The sequence below is a fragment of the Paraburkholderia oxyphila NBRC 105797 genome (assembly GCF_000685075.1).
Classification (GTDB): domain Bacteria; phylum Pseudomonadota; class Gammaproteobacteria; order Burkholderiales; family Burkholderiaceae; genus Paraburkholderia; species Paraburkholderia oxyphila.
This window is the reverse complement of sequence record NZ_BAYD01000154.1, coordinates 1-18,807: the sequence shown is the minus strand read 5'-3', so window position 1 is coordinate 18,807 and position 18,807 is coordinate 1. Positions and strand designations below refer to the sequence as shown.

General features: G+C 67.6%; 15 protein-coding genes. 3 read left to right on the top strand and 12 right to left on the bottom strand.

Annotation, left to right across the window (positions count from 1 at the left end; translation table 11 throughout):
* Positions 1-81 precede the first annotated feature (81 nt).
* The gene (locus BO1_RS44910; protein ID WP_028223167.1) at positions 82-1,149 is read left to right on the top strand and encodes a 2-aminoethylphosphonate aminotransferase; all 1,068 of its coding nucleotides are present in this window, start codon (positions 82-84) and stop codon (positions 1,147-1,149) included.
* 31 nt (positions 1,150-1,180) lie between these two features.
* On the opposite strand, the gene BO1_RS55445 is transcribed toward BO1_RS44910, so the two are convergent.
* The 3 genes from BO1_RS55445 to BO1_RS44895 are packed head-to-tail and all read right to left on the bottom strand — an operon-like array spanning position 1,181 to position 4,358.
* Positions 1,181-2,656, bottom strand: coding sequence for a YfcC family protein (locus tag BO1_RS55445; RefSeq protein ID WP_084688772.1), 1,476 nt, complete (start codon positions 2,654-2,656; stop codon positions 1,181-1,183).
* A 23-nt stretch (positions 2,657-2,679) separates the two neighbouring features.
* Positions 2,680-3,447 carry an IclR family transcriptional regulator gene (locus BO1_RS44900; RefSeq protein ID WP_028223166.1) on the bottom strand — a complete coding sequence of 256 codons (768 nt, stop codon included), beginning with the start codon at positions 3,445-3,447 and terminating at the stop codon, positions 2,680-2,682.
* A gap of 8 nt (positions 3,448-3,455) precedes the next feature.
* Positions 3,456-4,358 carry an N-formylglutamate amidohydrolase gene (locus BO1_RS44895; RefSeq protein ID WP_245644081.1) on the bottom strand — a complete coding sequence of 301 codons (903 nt, stop codon included), beginning with the start codon at positions 4,356-4,358 and terminating at the stop codon, positions 3,456-3,458.
* Between the two features lie 450 nt (positions 4,359-4,808).
* On the opposite strand from BO1_RS44895, the gene BO1_RS44890 reads away from it, so the two are divergent.
* Positions 4,809-5,909: a porin gene (locus BO1_RS44890; RefSeq protein ID WP_028223164.1), complete on the top strand. Its 1,101-nt coding sequence runs from the start codon at positions 4,809-4,811 to the stop codon at positions 5,907-5,909.
* A gap of 44 nt (positions 5,910-5,953) precedes the next feature.
* Here BO1_RS44890 and BO1_RS44885 read toward each other — a convergent pair whose 3' ends face one another.
* The 8 genes from BO1_RS44885 to BO1_RS44845 all read right to left on the bottom strand — a co-directional run bounded on the left by BO1_RS44885 (position 5,954) and on the right by BO1_RS44845 (position 15,813).
* The gene (locus BO1_RS44885; RefSeq protein ID WP_028223163.1) at positions 5,954-7,186 is read right to left on the bottom strand and encodes a PepSY-associated TM helix domain-containing protein; all 1,233 of its coding nucleotides are present in this window, start codon (positions 7,184-7,186) and stop codon (positions 5,954-5,956) included.
* Between the two features lie 309 nt (positions 7,187-7,495).
* Positions 7,496-7,645 (bottom strand): hypothetical protein, encoded by a 150-nt coding sequence (locus BO1_RS60470; protein ID WP_165976784.1) that lies wholly within the window; start codon positions 7,643-7,645, stop codon positions 7,496-7,498.
* Between the two features lie 137 nt (positions 7,646-7,782).
* Positions 7,783-8,370 (bottom strand): nucleotidyltransferase family protein, encoded by a 588-nt coding sequence (locus BO1_RS44875; RefSeq protein WP_028223162.1) that lies wholly within the window; start codon positions 8,368-8,370, stop codon positions 7,783-7,785.
* A 226-nt stretch (positions 8,371-8,596) separates the two neighbouring features.
* Positions 8,597-10,828: a xanthine dehydrogenase family protein molybdopterin-binding subunit gene (locus BO1_RS44870; RefSeq protein WP_028223168.1), complete on the bottom strand. Its 2,232-nt coding sequence runs from the start codon at positions 10,826-10,828 to the stop codon at positions 8,597-8,599.
* Positions 10,825-11,838 (bottom strand): FAD binding domain-containing protein, encoded by a 1,014-nt coding sequence (locus BO1_RS55440; RefSeq protein WP_043288968.1) that lies wholly within the window; start codon positions 11,836-11,838, stop codon positions 10,825-10,827. The genes BO1_RS44870 and BO1_RS55440 overlap by 4 nt, the downstream gene beginning before the upstream one ends.
* Before the next feature lie 16 nt (positions 11,839-11,854).
* Positions 11,855-12,568, bottom strand: coding sequence for a (2Fe-2S)-binding protein (locus tag BO1_RS44855; protein ID WP_028223161.1), 714 nt, complete (start codon positions 12,566-12,568; stop codon positions 11,855-11,857).
* Between the two features lie 430 nt (positions 12,569-12,998).
* Positions 12,999-14,651: an FAD-dependent oxidoreductase gene (locus BO1_RS44850; RefSeq protein WP_028223160.1), complete on the bottom strand. Its 1,653-nt coding sequence runs from the start codon at positions 14,649-14,651 to the stop codon at positions 12,999-13,001.
* 211 nt (positions 14,652-14,862) lie between these two features.
* Positions 14,863-15,813 (bottom strand): LysR family transcriptional regulator, encoded by a 951-nt coding sequence (locus tag BO1_RS44845; RefSeq protein ID WP_028223159.1) that lies wholly within the window; start codon positions 15,811-15,813, stop codon positions 14,863-14,865.
* 107 nt (positions 15,814-15,920) lie between these two features.
* Here BO1_RS44845 and BO1_RS44840 point away from each other — a divergent pair, with 107 nt between their 5' ends.
* Positions 15,921-16,991: a zinc-binding dehydrogenase gene (locus BO1_RS44840; RefSeq protein ID WP_028223158.1), complete on the top strand. Its 1,071-nt coding sequence runs from the start codon at positions 15,921-15,923 to the stop codon at positions 16,989-16,991.
* 136 nt (positions 16,992-17,127) lie between these two features.
* On the opposite strand, the gene BO1_RS44835 is transcribed toward BO1_RS44840, so the two are convergent.
* Positions 17,128-18,420, bottom strand: a complete 1,293-nt coding sequence (locus tag BO1_RS44835; RefSeq protein WP_028223157.1) for an aspartate carbamoyltransferase — start codon at positions 18,418-18,420, stop codon at positions 17,128-17,130.
* Between the last annotated feature and the right edge of the window lie 387 nt (positions 18,421-18,807).

Sequence of the window (18,807 nt, the reverse complement as noted above, 5' to 3'; positions counted from 1 at the left end):
CCGCGAAAACAAGTTAAGGCCAACGCAGGAAGCCCCGCAACAAAAACTGAATTTTTCAATTCACTCAAAAAGGAAATGCCGATGCTGTTGCTCAACCCCGGCCCCGTAACGCTCACGGATCGCGTGCGCCGCAGCCTTCTGCAAGAAGACCTCTGCCACCGCGAAAGCGAATTCTTCGACGTGCAGGAAGAGGTCCGCACGCGCCTCATCGGCGTCTACGATCTCGTCCCCACGCAGTGGCAAGCCGTGCTCATGACCGGCTCCGGCACAGCGGCCGTAGAGAGCATGATCGCCTCGCTCGTCCCCGCCAACGGCAAGCTCCTGATCATCGAAAACGGCGTATACGGCGAGCGCATCACCCAAATCGCCACCCAGTACAACATCGCGCACGAAGTCGTAAAGCACGAGTGGATGCAGGCCCCCGACCTCGCCCGCATCTGCACCGCGCTGGACGCCGACAAATCGATCACACACGTCGCGATCATCCACCACGAAACCACCACGGGCCGGCTGAACGATCTGCGCGCGCTAGGCGAGGCGTGCCGCGCCCGCGGCGTGCAAATGCTCGTGGACGGCGTGAGCAGCTTCGGCGCCGAAGCCATCGACTTCGCCGACACGAGCATCGCCGCTGTGGCCGCGACCGCGAACAAGTGCCTGCACGGCGTACCGGGTGCAGCCTTCGTGGTGGTGCGCCGCCCGGCGCTCGCCCAGGCGTCTAGCCGCACGTACTACCTCGACCTCAAGCGCCTCGCCACGCTCCAGGATCAACGCAACACGCCGTTCACGCCTTCGGTGCACGCGTACTACGCGCTCGTCGAAGCGCTGCGCGAACTCGCCGACGAAGGCGGCTGGCAAGCGCGTCACGAGCGCTATGCGGCGCTTTCGGAGCAGGTGCGCGCGGGGCTCGCCGCGCGTGGCATGGAGAGTGTGCTGCCGAAGGACGCATCCTCGGTGGTGCTGCGCGCGTTCCGCCTGCCGGCCGGCGTCGATTATCCGAAGCTGCACGACGCGCTCAAGGCGCGCGGCTTCGTGATCTATGCCGGGCAGGGCGGCTTGTCGAAGGAACTATTCCGCATCTCGACGATGGGCGACATTCACGCCGCCGACGTCGAGCGTTTGCTCGCGGCATTCGACGAGGTCACGAAGTAAGGCGCCGCGTGAAGCCAGCCACGACGCGCGCTCAATACCCGGTGAGCACCGCGAACGCAAGCGTTGCCACCGAGAGCACGAGCAGCGCCGCAAAGAGCGGCAGGATGAAGCGCAGCCACTCGCCGAACCCCACGCGCGCCGTGGCCAGATAGGCAAGCAGCATGCCGGAGGTGGGCGTGATCATATTGGTCAGGCCGCCTCCGAGCACGAAGGCCAGCACCGAGGTCTGGCCGGTCACCCCAGAGATCTGGGCGATCGGTCCGATGATCGGCATGCTCACCGCAGCTTTGCCCGATACCGAAGGAATAAAGACGTCGAGCAGCATCTGCACGGCCATGAGCCCGTTGGCCACGATCACGGGCGACTGACCGCGCGCCAGTTGCGTGAAGGCGTGGATCAGCGTGTCCAGCACGAGACTGTTCTGCAAGATGAGCTCGACCGATGCGGCGAGCCCGATCAGCAAGCCCGCTAGCACCATGCCCTTCATGCCGTCCACGAAAGCTTCGGAGGCGCTGCGCGAATCTAGCCGGCCCACGAGCGCGGTTACGATGCTGATGGCCACGTAGAACGCCGATAGCTCGACGTTGCCCCATTTGAGCTCGCGCGTGCCGAACACGAGTGCCGCAGCGGCGATGGCGAGCACGACGAGCGTGGCCTGGTGGCGGCGCGAGAGCCGCGTCTGGGTCTCCAGCGCCGCGACCGCAGCCTCGCGCCGATAGCCGCTGCGCCGCACGTAAAGCAGCAGATACGCAATGCCGAGCGCGAGAAAGACCACGAACACGCCGAGCCGCAACGCGATGCCGCTAAAGAGCGGCACGCCGACGATGGGCTGCGCGACGGCCAGTGAAAGCGGGTTCGTGACCGAGGCGATATAGCCGACCTTCGCCGCAATGGCGACGAGCGCGACTGCGAACAGGTTGGACAGGCCGAGCCGTTTCGCGAGCAGCATCACCATCGGAATGATGACCAGGTACTCCGAAATAAAGCCGAGCAGTGTGCTGCCGAGGCCGATCAGGATCATCAGCAAGGGGGCGAGCACGTAGACGTTGCCGGCCGTCAGCTGCAAAAGCCGGTCGATACCGGCGTCCACCACGCCGGTGCGCCGCATCACGCCGAACATCCCGCCTACGAACATCACCATGAAGATGAGCGGCGCGTTTTTGATGAGCCCACTGGGCACCGCCACGAAGACCGAGACGAGACTCGCGGGCGCTGCGTGCTCCGGCGTGCTCTTCGTCACCGCCGGCGCGGCGAGCGTGGCAATGCCGCCGGTTTTGGGCACCACGTGATAGGTGCCCGGAATCACGAGCTTGCCCTGGCGCTCGAACTGCCCGGCATCGACGAACCAGGTCATGGCCAGCGCCACGGCGAGCACCCAGAGCATCATCACGACCGGATGCAGCATCTTGCCGTGCGGTTTCTTTTCCTGGCCGGCGCTCCCGGCGCTCTCGGCGTGTTCGGCGGGCGGTGCTTCGTCGTGCTGGGAAGAGGGCGGGGCGGCGAGCATGGTGTGGCTTCCTTGATGCGGTGTCAGGCGGGCTGCGCGACGCGCGCGCCCGTATAGCCGAGCTCGGCGGAGATCGTCGCGGCGCAGGCTTGCAGGCGCTCGAGATAGTCGGGTATCTCGGCCCGGCCGATGCGCATCTCCGGGCCGGAGACGGCCACGGCCGCCACCGCGGCGCCCGACATGTCGCGCACCGGCACCGAGATCGCGACCGCGCCCGGCGTCACTTCGCCGAGGCTGACCGCATAGCCCTTGCGCGCGACCGCGTCGAGCTCTTCGAGCAGGGCGATCAGATCGGGCGCGTCGGGCATCTTCTTCACGCGCGCGAGATATTCGGTGCGCACGGCGTCGGGCGCGAAGGCGAGCAGCACTTTGCCCGAAGCGCCATGGTTGATCGGCCGGCGATTGCCGACCGCGCCCACCGCGCGCATCTGGTGCGTGGTTTCGCAGCGCGCCACGCAAACCGTTTCGAGTCCCTCGCGCACGCGCAGCACGATCGTCTCGTTGATCGCCTGATTGAGCGCGAGCATGTGGCGCGAGGCGGCTCGCACGAGCGTGTTCTGCTGTGCCGCCGCCACGCCCAGCACGAAGGCCTGCGGGCCGAGCGCGTAAGTGGCGGTCTGCGCGTCCTGCACGACATAGCGATGCAGTTCGAGCGTGCACAGCATGCGATAGGTGCGCGATTTGTTGATGCCGAGCTGCGTGGACAGCTCCGTCACGCCAAGGCCGGGGTGCTCGGCCACATAGCTCAGCAGCTTCAGCGCGTTGTCGACTGCATCGACGATATAGGTCATGTCGGGTCTCACTGTGCTTCGAGTTGCGCGCGAACGTAAGCGGCCAGCGCCGCTGCGAAAGCGTCGAGGTCGCGCTTGAGCGTGTCGAAACCCGCATGTTTCGCGAATGCCGCTTCGTCCATATAGAGCGCGCGATTCAGTTCGATCTGGATGCTATGGCGCCGGCGCGCGGGATCGCTCACGGCGCGCAGCAAGTCGCCGCCCTGATAGGGCTCGTTGATCTGCACGCGATAGCCGGCCGCGGCAAAGTGGTCGGCGACCCATTGCGTGAAGGCGGGGTCCGACGTGGTGCCGCGCCGGTCGCTGACGACGAGATCGGGACGCGCCTCGCCGGCGTCGACGTTCATCGCGTTGCCGCGCGACTTCATGGAATGGCAGTTCACGTGCCATAGCGCGCCGTGCCGCGCATACGCGGCATCGGCCGCCTCGCGCAGTGCCGCGCGATAGGGCTGGTAGTACGCGTCGATGCGATGCCGCACCTCGGCAATCGGCAGCTTGCGGTCGTAGAGCGGCACGCCTGGCAGTGCGTAGCGCCGGATCAGGCCCATGCCGCGCAGCGTGTAGGGCTCCGGCACGAGCGGCTCGGGCCAGGGCTCGGCGAGCAGCTCGGCGTCGATGTCGGTGACGGCGCGGTTGGGGTCGATATAGGCGCGCGGAAAGCGCGCGCCGATCAGTGTGCCGCCGTGTGCGGGCACGCCGGTCCATAGCTCGTCGACGAATGCGTCCCACGTAGTGAGGATCGCCTCGCGCGGCGCGACCGTGCCGAAGTCGTCCGGCAGCGCAATGCCGCTGTGCGGCGAATCGAACACGATCGGCAACGGTGCGGCCTGGGCAGCAACCGTGAAACAGGGTGCCGGGTCGTCCGCCTGTGAGGAGAGGGGGCCGAGGGCCGCCATGGAGGTCTTCGTCATTGCTCGTCGATCAATGGGTTCGCGTTTTAAATAATAAAACAGCGTTTTAAATTTAATCGAAAGCGTACCGCCGTCCATGAAATGAGCGGATTGGGGTTTCCCCTGGCGTGTGGCCGTAAGTTCGGCGCAATCGCACGACCATCAAGCGTTTAAGGGATTTTTGAGGACACCGCGACGGCCCGTTATGCGTCGCGGGTTGATGACAGCTTCTTGACGGGGCAGAAACGATGCCCGAATAATAAATAATACGCTGTTTTAAACAATAAAACAAGCGGTTCGATGGGGCGCGGAACCACCTATCTGGAGGCTGCGCGAGCGGCGGCGCACGCAACGGTGCTTTGCTCGATCCGCGATTCAGTTTAATCAGCAGTACAGAGAATATGCCGCGCCAGCAGTGGCGGACATCAAGACCATCACTACACGGCATCTCGCATGCCAGAAGGAGAAAAAATGAAGCAGACCTACCGGCGCACCCTCGCACTCGTCCTCGGCGGGATGGGCCTCGCGGCCTCTCACGCCCACGCGCAGTCGAGCGTGACGCTGTACGGCATTGTCGATGGCGGCTTCACCTATACGAGCAACCAGGGTGGCAAGGCGAACTACCAGGCGACGGCCGGCAGCGAGCAGGGTTCGCGCTGGGGCCTGCTCGGCAACGAGGATCTCGGTGGTGGCAACCACGCGATCTTCCGTCTCGAGAACGGCTTCAATCTGATGACGGGCACGGCAAGCGCGAACGGGCGCATCTTCGGCCGCCAGGCATGGGTGGGTCTCGCGAACGACCGCTGGGGTTCGCTGACGTTCGGCCGCCAGTACAACGCGGCTCAAGACTCGCTCGAGCCGCTGCAGATGGCGGTGGTGACGTCGCAGTACGGCACGCACCCGTTCGACACCGACGACCTGAACAACACCTTCCGCACCGATAACGCCGTCAAATACGTGACGCCGGTGTATCGCGGCCTCTCGGTCAATTCGATGTACGGCTTCAGCAACAATGCGGGCTCGTTCGGGACCAATCGCTCGTGGAGCGTGGGCGCGAGCTACGCGGGCGGCCCGCTGCAGTTCGGCGCGGCCTACGTTCAACTCGACAATCCGGCCACGGATACGACCGGCGCGATTCCTTCCGATAACTACTTCACGTTCCTGAAGGGCATCACGCAGCAGCGCATCTGGGGCGCGGGCGGCATCTACAGCTTCGGCAAGCTGGGTGTGGGCGCGATGTACACCAACGTCGCGTTCGAGCTGACGCCCGAGAGCCAGCACCAGAACTACCAGAATGCGGAACTGAGCCTGCGCTATGAGATCACGCCGGCCGTCCATGCGGCGATCGGCGAGACCTGGACGGGCGTGACGTCGAATGGCAAGAAAGATAGTTGGCACTACTGGCAGACGACGAGCGCGCTCCAGTACTTCCTCTCGAAGCGCACCGACGTCTACCTCGACCTGATCTACCAGCGCGCGACGAACGCGGTGGCGCAGATCGAGGGCACCTCGGGTGCGTCGAGCAGCGGAACGCAGTTCCTCGTGGTGACGGGTATTCGCCACAAGTTCTGAGTGTGGGAGCGGCGGGTAGCGCGCGGCGTTGCACGCCCGCGGGTTCAGCCCGCAGCGCGTTCTCGCGAGCGCACCGCCGTGGCCTCTGCCGCGCTCTTGAGCGAACTCTTGCGGCGCGCCCGCGCCTTCTTCAGCCAGATCAGCACGCCCGTCACGCTGAGCATCGCAACGGCCACGCCCGTGAAGCTGATCGCGATGCGGCCCGGCAATCCGGCGATCCGTCCCGAGTGCAGCGGAAACTGCGCCTGGATGAAGACGTCGCCCGCGCTGCCGCGCCCCGGAATTTGTCTGGCGATCACCTCGCCGGTGCGTGCATTGATGACGAGCCAGGGATTGCCGAGGCCCGTGTCGCCGTGATCGTTGCCCGCTGCGTAGTAGCCCACGCCATAGGCGCCGAGCGCCGGCATCGCGAACAAGCCGCCCGGCGGCGCGGCGATGCCTTCGCGGCGTCCCAGCGCGCTCGCCGCGGCCACGATGCGCGTGCGCGCCGCGGCGGCTTCAGCGGCCGTGAGCGCGGGGCCGGGTGCGGCGGTGCGGAACGGGTCCGGCGCGAGCGTCGAGAACAGCGACACCACGGGGCGCACGATCTGCGTGCTCAGGTTCATCGAAATTGAGGTGAGCGCGACCACCAGCAGCAGGCCCCAGAGCCAGACGCCGCCCGAGCGGTGCAGGTCGAACGTGAGCGCGTAGCCGCCGCGCTTGACGCGAAACGCGAGCGACTTGCGCCAGCTCTTGAGGTTCGGAAAGGCGAGCACGATGGCGATGAAGCCGTCCAGCAGCCAGACCATGCCCACGACGCCCATCGTCCAGACGCCGAAGTCGATGCCCATCTTCGTCGGCAGGAAGAGCGTGTAGTGGAGCTGGTAGAGGAATGGAATCAGGTTCAGGCGCGCGAGCGAGGGCGCCCCCCACATGCGGCGGCCTTGAATGACGCCGGTGGCCGGGTCCATCGCGACCTGGTTGTAATCGAGTGCGAACGGCTCGCCGGTCGTCGGATCGAGGCGCGGCTCCACGCGCACGACGAAGGTGTGGCCGGGCTCGACCGAGAGCGGCATGTAGCCGACTTGCACGCGCGGATCGGCGGCTTCAAGGCGCTGGGCGAGCGTGAGCGCCGGTAGCGGCGCGCCCTCCGTGGACGCGTGATAGAACGACGGATTGAGCGCCGCGTCGAGCTCGTGATCCCACGCAATCACGGCGCCCGTGAGGCCGGCGAGAAACAGGAAAGCCGCCGTGCCGAGGCCGAGCCAGCGGTGCAGGCGGACCAGCAGGGCTCTCATGCGGCGGCGCCGGGCGTGCGGCGGGCGCGGTGATCGGCTCGGGCGGGCGCGGTCGGAAAGGCGGTCACGTTGATGGCGTCGGATCGAATCTGGGGTTAAACAAGAATTTGATTGAAAATGCGAATCGTTTGCATTCTACGAGCGCACGCGCGCCGATGCAAGCTTCGCGAAAGCAGGGGAAATGGGCGCCGCGTGGGAAGGGCGGTCTAGCGCACGAGCCGTGCGCTAGACCGCCCGCCATAGTTCAATAAGCAGGAATGTGCCGACTCGCGGCCGTGATTCACGCGGCCGGCGAGCGGTGGTGCCTGGCTACACCGGGTCTTTATTCGGCGGACCGTCCGGGCGTTGCGGCTCCTCGCCGTGATGTCCGGGCGGCGGGGGCGTGAGCGGATCGCGCTCGGGATCGCGCGTCGGATCGGCGAGCGGATCGGGCAGCGGATTGGTGTGCGAGCAGATCATCGCGGGTACCTCGTGCGCAGGCGTGGCCAATCGGGCACGACGTGTGGATGGTGCTTATAGCGTAGGCGATCGGCGCTCTTCGTGCGGAATTTCGCATGCGCGCGAGAGACGTCCGGCGCGCGCGAGAGCTGCGGAAATTAGAGGCCGTTCAGGTCGGCGGGCGTATCGACGTCGCGCAGGATGCCGGGGTCGTCCACGTCGATCCGGGTGAGCGCGGGCGAATTGAGCAGCGCGCGGGCGCCCATGTCGCCGTCGAGCGCGAGCAATGCCGCGCGGTGCGCGAGGCCGAATCCGACCGGATGGCCGCGCTGTTCGCGATAGAACGGTGCGACGATCGGCTTGCCCGCATCGAGTTCGCGCGCGACGGCCTCGATGGTCGCCTGCGCGATGCGCGGCATGTCCGCGAGCGCGACGATCCAGCTTTCTCCCTCGGTGTCCGCTTCGATGGCGGCGGCGAGACTCGCGCCCATGCCTCGCACGGCGGCGGCAGCGAACACCACGTCGCAGCCCGCATCGTTCAAGACGTGCGCGAGCGTTTCCGCGCCTGGACGCACGACGGCAATCACTTTGGGCGTGACCATCAGGAGCCTGTGCGCGGCCTCGTGGGCGACGCTGATGCCGTCGGGCAGCGGCGCGAGGAGTTTGTTGCGCAAACCGTTCGGATCGAAGCGCGATCCTGTGCCGGCGGCGAGCAGTACGCCGGTGGCGAGCGAAGCGTAGGCCATTGGGGAGTACCGCGCGAGAGGGGAACGCGTTGATTGTGCGGTGCAACCGCGCCCGAGGCAAGCCCGGGAAGACGCGCGGCGCGCGCGCTGTGGCTACGTGCGGTTGTCACGAAATCGTCACATCGTTGTTGCCTCGCCGTTATCTCGCCGCTACACCGCCGTTGTCCCGCCGTTGCCTCGCAGTCACCTGAGCGTCACATGACCGTCACGCAGCCTTCGCTCTGCGTCACGCCAGCGTGTGGCGCGGCAGCATGACCTTGTCGAGCGTGATCGGCAAATCGCGCACGCGCACCCCTGTTGCGTGATAGACCGCGTTGGCGATCGCCGCGGGCACGCCGGTGATGCCGATCTCGCCGATGCCGCGCACGCCGAGCGGGTTGAAGCGCAAGTCCGGCGCGCCGACGAACAGCACGTCCAGATCGCCGATGTCGGCGTTCACGGGCACGTGGTATTCGGCGAGATTGCCGTTGGCGAAGCGGCCCGTGCGCGTGTCGAGCAAGGCGTCTTCGTGCAGCGCCGTGCCCACGCCCCACACCATGCCGCCCATCAACTGGCTGCGCGCCGTTTTTTCGTTGAGCACCTGCCCCACGTCGTAAGCGCCGACGATGCGCGCCACGCGCAGCGTCCCGAGCTCCGCGTCCACATGCACCTCGGCGAAAACCGCGCCGAACGAGTGGAACGCGTACTGCTGGCGCTCTTCGCCGGGCTTCTCGGAGGCCAGCGCCTCGATCGGCTTACCCCCCGCGCGTGCGATGATGGCGGCGGCCGGATCGCGGCGCGAGGTGTCGTTGTTCAAGACGACCCAGCCGTCGACGACCGTGACGTCGGCGGGCGTGGCGCCATGGACCGGCGAAGCGCCATCGGCGATGGCGAGCGCGATCAGCTTGTCGCGCGCGGCGCGCGCCGCCGCCTGCACGGCGGGCGAGACGCTTGCGGCCGACTGCGAGCCGCCCGAGACCGGCGCGCGCGGCAGCGATGAATCGCCGAGCGCGAAGTGGATACGGTCGGGCGGGAAGCCGAGCGCATCGGCGGCCACCTGGGTCATCACCGTATAGGTTCCGGTGCCGATGTCCTGCGTGCCCGATGCGACCATCGCGGTGCCGTCAGGCAGGATGCGCGCGATGGCCGCCGCTTCGCTGCGGTTCGCCGGATAGGTCGCGCCCGCCATGCCCAGGCCGATCAGTGTGTTGCCCTCGCGCATCGCGCGCGGCGCATTCACGCGCCGCGACCAGCCGAAGCGTTCCGCGCCCGCCGTATAGCACTCGCGCAGCGCCTTCGACGACCACGGTTTGCCGTCCTGCGGTTCCACTTCGGCATAGTTCTTCAGGCGCAATGCAATGGGGTCCATCTTCAGGCGCCACGCGAGCTCGTCCAATGTCGATTCGAGCGCGAACGAGCCTGTTGTCTCGCCGGGCGCGCGCGTGAAGGTGGGCGTGCCGACGTTCAGTGGCACGACGCGATGGCTCGTGCTCAGGTTCGGGCTCGCGTACATCATGCGCGTGACGAGGCCCGACATCTCGGTCCAGTCCTCGAACGTGGAGGTGTGCGAGAGCGTATCGTGGCGCACGGCGGTGAGCGTGCCGTCCGTGCGCGCGGCAATCGAGAGATGCTGCTCCGTGCGCGGCCGCGAGCCCACTGGCCCGAACATCTGCGTCCGCGAGAGGGCGAGGCGCACGGGGCGGCCGGTCTGCTTCGCCGCCATCGCGCAGAGGCTCACGTGAGACCATGAGGAACCCTTACAACCGAAGCCGCCGCCGATGAACGGCGAGATCACGCGAATGTGGTCCGCCGGAATGCCGAACACGGCGGCCACGGCGGCGCGATCGTTCGTCACGCCCTGGGTCGCGTCGTAAAGCGTGAGCTCGGGGCCGTCCCAGCGCGCCATCGTCGCGTGCGGCTCCATCGGGTTGTGGAACTGCGTGGGCGTGGTGTAGACCGCGTCGATGCGCACCGCGCCTTCCTGCATGCCCGCTTCCACATTGCCGCGCTGCGAATCCATCGGGCGTCCCAGCATGCTGGGCGGCGTATGCGCCTGCGCTTTCGCGCGCGCAAAGTCGAGCGTCGCCGGCGTGGCGGCATAGGTCACGCTCACGTGCTGCGCGGCGTCGGTGGCGTGCTCGAGCGTATCCGCCACCACGACCGCGACGGGCTCATTGCTGTAGCGCACGACGTTGTCCTGCAGCAGCGTGAGGCGCCGCACCGCCGGTGGCGAGACCGGCGGGCGACCCGCGTTCGGCAGGCGCATCGCGTTCTGCCAGGTCATCACGAGCAGCACGCCAGGCAGTGCCTCGGCGCGGCGCGTGTCGATCGACGCGATCGTGCCGCTTGCCACGGTGCTCGTCACCAGCACGGCATGCGCGAGCCGCGCTTCGGGAAAGTCCGCCGCATAGTTCGCGCCGCCCGTCACCTTGAGCATGCCGTCGATGCGATCGACCGGCTGTCCGATCAGCTTGTTCATGCGTATTCTCCCGTGCCGGTTGCAGCGGTGCCGGCAGCCAGCATCGCAGCGCGCACAATTGCGCGCTGTGCGAGCTCGACCTTGAACGCGTTGCCGGAGAGTGGGCGTGCCTGCGCGAGTTCGGCCGCGGCAGCGGTGCGCAGCGTGGTCGCGTCGAGCGTGTGTCCGGTCAGGTGCTGCTCCGCGCGGCTCGCGCGCCACGGCTTGTGCGCGACGCCGCCGAGTGCGATGCGCGCCGCGCGCACGCGCTGGCCGTCGAGCTGCAGCGCCACCGCCACGGAGACGAGCGCGAACGCGTAGCTCGCGCGGTCGCGCAGCTTCAGGTAGTGCGTGTGATCGCTGAACGTGGGCGGCGGCAGGTCCACCGAGGTGATCAGCTCGCCGGGTGCGAGCGTGGTGTCCAGCTCGGGATGTTCGCCGGGCAGCCGGTGAAACTGCGCAATCGGAATTGCGCGTGGACCGCCTGGGCCGCGCACCTGCACGGTAGCGTCGAGCGCCGCGAGCGCGACGCTCATATCGGACGGATTCACGGCCACGCATTGCGCGCTCGCGCCGAGGATCGCGTGCATGCGGTTGAAGCCCTCACGCGCGGCGCAGCCGCTGCCGGGCGCGCGCTTGTTGCATTGCGTGAATGCGGTGTCGTAGAAGTAGTCGCAACGCGTGCGCTGCATGAGATTGCCGCCCACGGTGGCCATGTTGCGCAATTGCGGCGAGGCGCCCGCGAGCAGCGCCTGCGTGAGCAGCGGATAGCGCGTGCGCACGAGCGTGTGATTCGCGGCGTCGCTGTTGCGCACGAGCGCGCCGATGCGCAGGCCGCCATCGGGCAACGTAGTGATGCCATCGAGTTCGGCAATGCGCGTGATGTCGATGAGCGCAACCGGATGCGCGATGCCGCCTTTCATGAGGTCGAGCAGATTCGTGCCGCCGCCGATGAAGGCCGCGCCCGGCTGCTGTGCGGCGGCGATGGCGGCGTCGATGTCGGCGGCGCGCTGGTAGGAGAGGGCGTCCATGGCCGTGCTCCTTTTCTCAGGCACTGGCCGCGTGCGCATCGCGCACGGCGGCCACGATGTTGGCGTAGGCGCCGCAGCGGCAAAGGTTGCCGCTCATGCGCTCGCGAATCTCCGCGTCGCTCAGTTGAGAGGGGGGCCTGCGCACGTCGGCGGTCACGGCGCTGGCCGCGCCGGCTGCGAATTCCGTGAGGCACGCGGTGGCCGAGCACACCTGGCCCGGCGTGCAGAACCCGCACTGCAGCGCGTCGCGCTCGATGAAGGCGCGTTGCACCGCGCTGGGCGCAGCCGCGCTCGCGAGGCCTTCGACGGTCGTAATGCGCCGGCCCTCGTGCATCACGGCGAGCGTGAGGCAACTGTTGATGCGCCGGCCATCCACGAGCACGGTGCAGGCGCCGCACTGGCCGCGGTCGCAGCCCTTCTTCGTGCCGGTGAGGCCCGCGTAGTCGCGCAGCGCATCGAGCAGCGTCACGCGCGGCTCGATATGGAGCGCGTACTCGCGGCCGTTGATGTCGAGCTTGACGGGCTGGGCCGGTGTGGGCACGGGTGGTGGTGCAACGGCATCGGCGGGGGACGGTGCGTTTTGCGAGGGCGCATTCTGCGCATGCAGATGGGGCACGCTGCCCAAAGCGGCAGCGGCGGCGGCCGATTGCAGGAAGCGACGGCGTGCGAGGTCGGCGGGGGATGCGTCGTCGCGTTCGCGCGACGCATCGAGGGGGCGTTCGTTGGACATGGCGTTCGACAGACTCCAGGACGAAGGCAAGACGAAAAGCGCGCTACACAAGGTGCGCAACGACGCAGAAACGCACGGCGCGTGGCCGCTCAGGGTTGCGTGGCGCGGTTGTCCGAATGCAGCAAATCCGATGCCGCAGCCGCTTGGGCAGATGGCCCCCGCCGCCGCGATCAGAACTGCACGTTGCGCTTGTCGAACCTGAAAGTAAAGCGTTGGAACGCGCGTTTTATGGTGCGAATTGCATGCTGTCGCAACGCTGTCGCGGGGCTGGCGCGAGGCCGTCGTAAAGCTGGCGTGATGGACAGAATCGCGCTGCCATCCGCGCCGGACGCAAACGCGAGTGGCGCATCCGTCACGCGAAGGGAAAAGAAGCGCGCTGCATCGAAGTGTGCCGCGCGGCGCCTTTCAACGCGCCACGCCACCCGCTCGCCTACTCACGCCCTTCATCGAGGTAGCGGTGCACGAACGCGATCGCCATGCTGCCCTCGCCAACGGCCGAGGCCACGCGCTTCACCGGGCTCAGCCGCACGTCGCCGCAGGCGAAGATGCCGGGCACGCTCGATTCGAGCAGCCAGGGATCGCGCCGGTGCGACCAGCGCCCTGCTTTCACGATGTCGTCGCCGGTCAGCACGTAGCCGCGCTTGTCGCAGGCGATCTCGGGCGGCAGCCAGTCCGTTTGCGCATCGGCGCCGATAAAGACGAACAGGCCGCCACATTCGCGCCGGCTCACACTGCCGTTCGCCGTATTGAGCATGTCGATGGCGGTGAGATGCGTGTCCCCATACACGCCGACCACTTCGGTGTTCAACTCGACGGACACGTTCGATTGTGCGGCGACCTGCTCGACGAGATAGCGCGACATCTTCTTTTCGAGCGAGTCGCCGCGCAAGACCAGCGTGACACTGCGCGCATGGCTCGCGAAATACAGCGCCGCCTGGCCCGACGAATTGCCGCCGCCGATCAGATACACGTCGAGCCCGTGCGTGCCGCTTGCCTCGCTGCGCGCCGCGCCGTAGTAGATGCCTTTGCCAATGAAGCGGTCGAAGCCTTCGATCTCGAGGCGCCGCCACGCGACGCCCGTGGCGAGGATCACGGTGCGCGCGCGCACCACGTCGCCGCCGTCGAGATGGACGGCATGCTCGGCCGTATCGATGCGCGCGACGGCGCGCGTGACGAGGATCTCGGCGCCCAGCCGTCTTGCCTGCTGCAAGGCGCGGCTCGCCAGTTCGTCGCCGGAAATGCCGCCGGGAAAGCCGAGATAATTTTCGATGCGCGACGAGGTGCCGGCCTGGCCGCCGGGCGCTTCGCGTTCGACCACGATGGTACGGAGTCCTTCCGACGCGCCGTAGACGGCCGCAGCGAGCCCGGCCGGCCCGCCGCCGATGATGAGCGTGTCGTATTCGTCGCGTCCCGGTTGAGTCTGCAAGCCAAGACGCTCCGCGACCTCGCGCGTGGTGGGGCGGGTGAGCAGCGTGCCATCGGCAAGGCGTAAGGTGGGGCAGGCGTGATCCTCGGGGCAGGCGCCATCCCAGCGGCTTTTGAGCTCCGGCGCATCGGGCGTGAGCCATTCGCAGCTGATCTGGTTGCGAGCGAGGAACTGCCGCAGGTCCGCGCAGGCGGGGTCCCAGCGTGCGCCTATCATCGTCACGCGCGTCTTCGGCGGCTCGGCGGAGAGACCCTGCAAACCGCCGATGCGTTCGCGCGCGAGTGCGCCCATGCGGGTGGCGACCTCGGACGAGGCGGCGGCTAGCGCGTAGTAGTGCTGAGCGTCCACACGCATGACGCGCGAGGGCTCGGCCGCGCGATAGGCGCCCGGAAACGGCGAACTGAGAGCGAGCGGCACCTCGCCGAAGATCGTGCCGGGCACGCGCCAGCCGAGCGTGCGCTCGACGCCGTCGAACCGCTTGACGACCTCCATTTTGCCGGACAGCACGGCATAGAGCGCACGTTCGCCGCCTTCGTGCACGGCGTATTCGCCGGGGCTCAGATGCAGATCCGCGGAGGTATGGGCGAGGCGTTCGAGTTCGGTGTCGGGTAGCGTGGAGAAGAGGGGGATCGCGCGAATTTCGTCTATGGTCAGCATGGCATCGCCAAATAAGCGGGCAAGCAGGAAACGACGATGGGAAAACGACGCGGTACGGCGCCCGGGCCTGGCGGCGCGGACGTTTCATGCAGTATAGGCGGCGCTTCTGCCGGTGTTGATCGAATCAATCGACTGAGGAATCGCGCGCGTTTTCAATCATGACGGCGGCCGCGCTGCGGTCGGTCGACCGGGCCGGCAATGACGAGGACCGCTAATCGATGGTGCCGCATTGTGATTCGCCCAGCGCCAGCGCAGCGACGGTCTCGCGCAGCCAGATCAGCGCCGGGTCGGCGTGGCTGCGCGGGTGCCAGGCCGCATGCATCGAGAAGCCGCGCGCCTCGAACGGCAGCTCGAACAGGTCCACGCGTTCCTGGCAGCGCGCGACGAGCCGGTAGGGGAGCGTCGCCACGTAGTCGGTGCGCGCGAGCACGTCGGGCACGAGCGTGAAGTGCTGCACCGAAAGCGCCACGCGCCGGCGCCGCCCGAGCGCTTCCAGATGCTCGTCCATGAAGCCGAAGAAGCTGCCGCCGCTGGTCGAGACGAGCACGTGCTCGAGCGCGCAATAGCTGTCGAGGTCGAAGGCGGCGGTGCCGCGCGGGTGTCCTTTGCGCTGCGCCACGACGAAGCGTTCTTCGTAGAGCTTCCTGGCTTTCAACGCCGGCGGCACCTGCTGCGCGGAGCCGAGCAGCAGATCGATCTCGCCGCGCTCGAAGCGTTGCGCGAGCGAGCCCGATTCGATGGCCACGAACGCGAGCTGCACGCCCGGCCCCGCGAGGCGCGCCCACTCGATCATCAGCGGCAGGCCCAGCACGGCCACGCACTGATCGCTCGCGGCGACCACGAAGCGCCGCGTGTCGGTGCGCGGATCGAACGCCGGCTGACGGCGCACCACCGTTTCGAGCGTTCGCAGCGCCGCGTGCAGTGGCTCCATCAATTCGAGCGCGCGCACCGTGCGTGTCATGCCGCGGCCATTGGCGGCGGGAATCAGCAGCGGGTCGTCAAAGAGCTGGCGCAGCCGCGCGAGCTGGGCCGAAACGGCCGACTGCGTGAGGTTCAGGCGCGCGGCTGCGCGCGTCACGTTCGATTCCGCGAGCAGGGCGTCGAGCGAGACGAGCAGGTTCAGGTCGATGCCGGAGAGATCGATCACGGTGATGGGTGCCATGCGTGGAATCGATTTCAAGAATACGTCCGCTTCGCCTACAGTTCAATCCGTCAGACGAACCGTGCAAGCCTCATCCCATCGGACCAAGGACCAAGGAGAACGAAGCCATGAAAGCCTGGATGCTCGATCGACCCGGCCAGCCGCTCGCGCTGCGCGAGGTACCGCAACCCGAACCGCGCCGCGGCGCGCTGCTGGTGGGCGTGGAGGCCGTGCCGCTCTTGAGCTACACGCGCCAGTACGTCGAGGGCACGCTGCCCTACGGCTACCCGGGCGGCCCGTTCTCGCCGGGCACCAACGGCATTGGTCGCGTGCTGGCGGTCGGCGAGGGCGTGTACGGCTATCGCCCGGGGCAGCGCGTCGCGCTGAGCCCGTACTGGATTGCCGACGAGGCGCTGCGCGAGCCGGCCCAGGCGCTGCTCGGGCTCACCACGATCAGCCCCGACAGCGCGCCGATGCTCGCGGACTTTGCACATGGCACCCTGCGCGAGGCGGTCGAGTTTCCGGCCTCCACGGTGTTCCCGCTCGACGGCCTGGACGACATGCCGTCCGCGCGGCTCGCCGCGCTCGGCAAGCTGGTGGTGCCGTTCGGCGGGCTGCGGCGCGGCCGGCTAGCCGCTGGCGAAACCGTGGTGGTGAACGGCGCGGCCGGCGCGTTCGGCTCGGCGGCGGTACTGGACGCACTGGCGCTCGGCGCGAGCTGCGTGGTGGCGCTCGGACGGCGCGCCGCCGCGCTGGCACCGCTCGCGGAGCTTGGCGGCGGGCGTGTCGTCACCGTGGCGCTCAGCGGCGACATCGCACGCGACAGCGACGCCATCCGGGCCGCGGCGGATGGCGGCGCCGATCTCGCCTTCGACATGGTCGGCCAGGCGACCGACCCCAACGCGACGCTCGCCGCGCTGCGCAGCCTGCGCCGCAACGGCCGCATGGTGCTGATGGGCAGCATGGAGGTGGACTTGCCGATCGCCTATCGGGAGATGCTGCTCAACAACTGGGAGTTGATGGGCCACTTCATGTACAGCGGCGCGGACTATCGGGCGCTGATCGCGCTCGTGCGCTCCGGCCAACTGCCGCTCGACGCGATCGAAATCGAGCGCTATCCGTTCGAGGCGCTGGAGGCCGCGATCGACGCCGCGGAGAAGGCGCAGGGGCTCACGTGCGTGACGGTTTGCGTGCCTTGATTTGCATTCCTTGACGCGCTGAAAGCCGTTGAAAAAACGATTCGGCCCGCAGGCGCGATGTGCGCGTGCGGGCCGAGGGTTATTGATCGACGAGCCAGGCGGCGCATGCAGACAAGCCGCGCGCCGCTCGAGCGCCTCAGTCGATGCCGTGGAACACGGCGTCGTCCGGGCCGAGGTACGCAGGCGGACGCCACGCGGCATCGCGCATCGAGTGCTGCACGAGATTCTCGACGCCGAGCAGCACCGCGAAGATCGCCATGCGCACCGGAATGCCGTTGTCGGTCTGCCGGAAGATCGCGAGGCGCGGATCGTGGTTCAGATCGGTCGAGAGATCGTTCGCGCCCGGGCGGCTGTCGCGCGGCAGCGGGTGCATCACGAGCGTTTCGGCGCTGCAGCACTCGTCCATCAGTGCCTGATTGATCTGGAATTCGGGCGTGTAGCCTTCGAACGATTCGTCGGCGAAGCGCTCCTTCTGGATGCGCGTGGCGTACACGACGTCCGCGCCGCGCAGGCCTGCGCGCAAGTCGTGCGTTTGCTCGACCACGTGGCCGTTGGTCGAGATCTTGTCGACGATGTAGGCCGGCATTTCGAGCTGCGGCGGCGAAATGAGCGTGAACTTGATGCCGCGATACAGTGCGAGCAGCTTCACGAGCGAGTGCACCGTGCGGCCGTACTTGAGGTCGCCCACGAGCGCGATGTGCGCGCCGTCGACGATCTTGCCCAGACGCGAGAACTCGCGCTGGATCGTGTAGAGGTCGAGCAGCGCCTGGCTCGGGTGCTCGCCGGGGCCGTCGCCGCCATTGATCACGGGAATGTTCACGGCGCGCGCGAACTCGGCCACCGAGCCTTGCTCAGGATGCCGAATTACCATCGCATCCACGTAGCCGGCCATCACGCGGCTAGTGTCGTAGATCGATTCGCCCTTGGCCATCGACGAGAACGTGAAGCCCGTCGTGTCGCACACCGATCCGCCCAGCCGGCAGAACGCGGCGCCAAAGCTCACGCGTGTGCGCGTGCTGGCCTCGAAGAACAGGTTGCCGAGCACCGCGCCTTCGAGCACGCGCGAGATTTTCCGGCGGCGCGCGATGGGCTGCATGATGTCGGCCACGCGGAACAGCGCTTCCACGGAGTCGCGCGAGAACTGGTCGACCGAGAGCAGTTGCGGCTTGCCTTCGAACTGCATCTGGCTGGCCAGCGAGCGCGGATCTACGCTTTGCGTATAGACTTCGCGCGTCTCACCGTTGCCGACGATCTCCGAGACAAAGCGCTCGACGATCTCGGGCATGGCGCGCGATTCCTGCGACTCTTCGGGCAGGAGCCAGGTGTCGAGCGCCCGGCGCGACACGCCGATGCGGCTCGCGAAGGCGTCGCGGGTCATGTTCAGACGCCGCATGGCGTCGCGGAGGAAGGCTTGTTGCGGAACGCTCATGCTGGGCACCTGTGATGACTGGTTGATGTACGCGGTGCGTATATTAGTGTGCCTGCGTGAGAAGTCAAGCGCTTTTGCGGCTCGCCCCGGCCGCGGCACGCGCGATTTGCCGCGCCCGCGAGCGCTTTTATCGGGATGGGCATTTTTGAGGCGCCGGGATAATCGCGGTTTTGATTATGGAGGGGCCGGCGCGCGCCGGCCCCGGCAGCCTGAGATGTACGCATTGTTCTGCACCCTGGTGTCGTGCGCAGCGCTCGTGCGCGCGAAACGGCGCCGCCGCCGGAGCCGGCCATGAAGATGCCCTGGTCGAGCTCGGTCGACGAGCTTTCGAGCGGCGAGACCCGCTTTGTCACCCACCGCGCCGCGCGCCGCACGGCGGTGGTGGCC

Bases quoted from the DNA above. Each gene is read 5' to 3' on its own strand.
- BO1_RS44910 (WP_028223167.1), top strand. From the start codon at position 82: ATGCTGTTGCTCAACCCCGGCCCCGTAACGCTCACGGATCGCGTGCGC.
- BO1_RS55445 (WP_084688772.1), bottom strand. From the start codon at position 2,656: ATGCTCGCCGCCCCGCCCTCTTCCCAGCACGACGAAGCACCGCCCGCC.
- BO1_RS44900 (WP_028223166.1), bottom strand. From the start codon at position 3,447: ATGACCTATATCGTCGATGCAGTCGACAACGCGCTGAAGCTGCTGAGC.
- BO1_RS44895 (WP_245644081.1), bottom strand. From the start codon at position 4,358: ATGACGAAGACCTCCATGGCGGCCCTCGGCCCCCTCTCCTCACAGGCG.
- BO1_RS44890 (WP_028223164.1), top strand. From the start codon at position 4,809: ATGAAGCAGACCTACCGGCGCACCCTCGCACTCGTCCTCGGCGGGATG.
- BO1_RS44885 (WP_028223163.1), bottom strand. From the start codon at position 7,186: ATGAGAGCCCTGCTGGTCCGCCTGCACCGCTGGCTCGGCCTCGGCACG.
- BO1_RS60470 (WP_165976784.1), bottom strand. From the start codon at position 7,645: ATGATCTGCTCGCACACCAATCCGCTGCCCGATCCGCTCGCCGATCCG.
- BO1_RS44875 (WP_028223162.1), bottom strand. From the start codon at position 8,370: ATGGCCTACGCTTCGCTCGCCACCGGCGTACTGCTCGCCGCCGGCACA.
- BO1_RS44870 (WP_028223168.1), bottom strand. From the start codon at position 10,828: ATGAACAAGCTGATCGGACAGCCGGTCGATCGCATCGACGGCATGCTC.
- BO1_RS55440 (WP_043288968.1), bottom strand. From the start codon at position 11,838: ATGGACGCCCTCTCCTACCAGCGCGCCGCCGACATCGACGCCGCCATC.
- BO1_RS44855 (WP_028223161.1), bottom strand. From the start codon at position 12,568: ATGTCCAACGAACGCCCCCTCGATGCGTCGCGCGAACGCGACGACGCA.
- BO1_RS44850 (WP_028223160.1), bottom strand. From the start codon at position 14,651: ATGCTGACCATAGACGAAATTCGCGCGATCCCCCTCTTCTCCACGCTA.
- BO1_RS44845 (WP_028223159.1), bottom strand. From the start codon at position 15,813: ATGGCACCCATCACCGTGATCGATCTCTCCGGCATCGACCTGAACCTG.
- BO1_RS44840 (WP_028223158.1), top strand. From the start codon at position 15,921: ATGAAAGCCTGGATGCTCGATCGACCCGGCCAGCCGCTCGCGCTGCGC.
- BO1_RS44835 (WP_028223157.1), bottom strand. From the start codon at position 18,420: ATGAGCGTTCCGCAACAAGCCTTCCTCCGCGACGCCATGCGGCGTCTG.